The following is a 434-nucleotide window of genomic DNA, read 5'->3' as shown; positions in this document are numbered from 1 at the left end:
GTCGCGATCAGCTCGCGGATCGAAGCCGAGCTCTCCGAACTCGACGACGACGAAGCCGCGATCATGCGCGAAGAGCTCGGCGTCTCCGAGTCCGGCCTGCAGCGCGTCGTCAAGGGCGCCTTCAGCCTGCTGAACCTCATCACCTTCTTCACCGTCGGCTCCGGCGTTCGCGGCCAGTCCTGGCACCTCAAGAACGGCCTCACCGTGTGGGACGCCGCCGGGCAGATCCACGGCGACATCCAAAAGGGCTTCGTGCGCGCGGAGGTCGTCCCGTGGGACCAGCTCATCGAAGCCGGCGGCTACTCCCAGTCGCGCGACAAGGGCACCCTGCGCATCGAAGGCCGCGACTGCCTGATGAACGACGGCGACGTGATCACCGTCAAGCACACCGGCTGAGCCGTCGGGCTCGCCCAGTCGAGCCCACCAGCCCCGAC

At 68.0% G+C, this 434-nt stretch carries 1 protein-coding gene; it reads left to right on the top strand.

Annotated features, from left to right (window positions below; all coding sequences use genetic code 11):
• Positions 1-396 (top strand): DUF933 domain-containing protein (locus BJP32_RS16760; RefSeq protein WP_143255511.1); only part of this gene is annotated, 396 nt, incomplete at its 5' end.
• Positions 397-434: the final 38 nt, after the last annotated feature.

Origin of the sequence: Brevundimonas sp. ZS04 (assembly GCF_001956865.1) — a bacterium.
Taxonomy (GTDB): Bacteria; Pseudomonadota; Alphaproteobacteria; order Caulobacterales; family Caulobacteraceae; genus Brevundimonas; species Brevundimonas diminuta.
The sequence above is the reverse complement of the archived record's forward strand: the minus strand, read 5'-3'. Positions and strand labels throughout refer to the sequence as shown.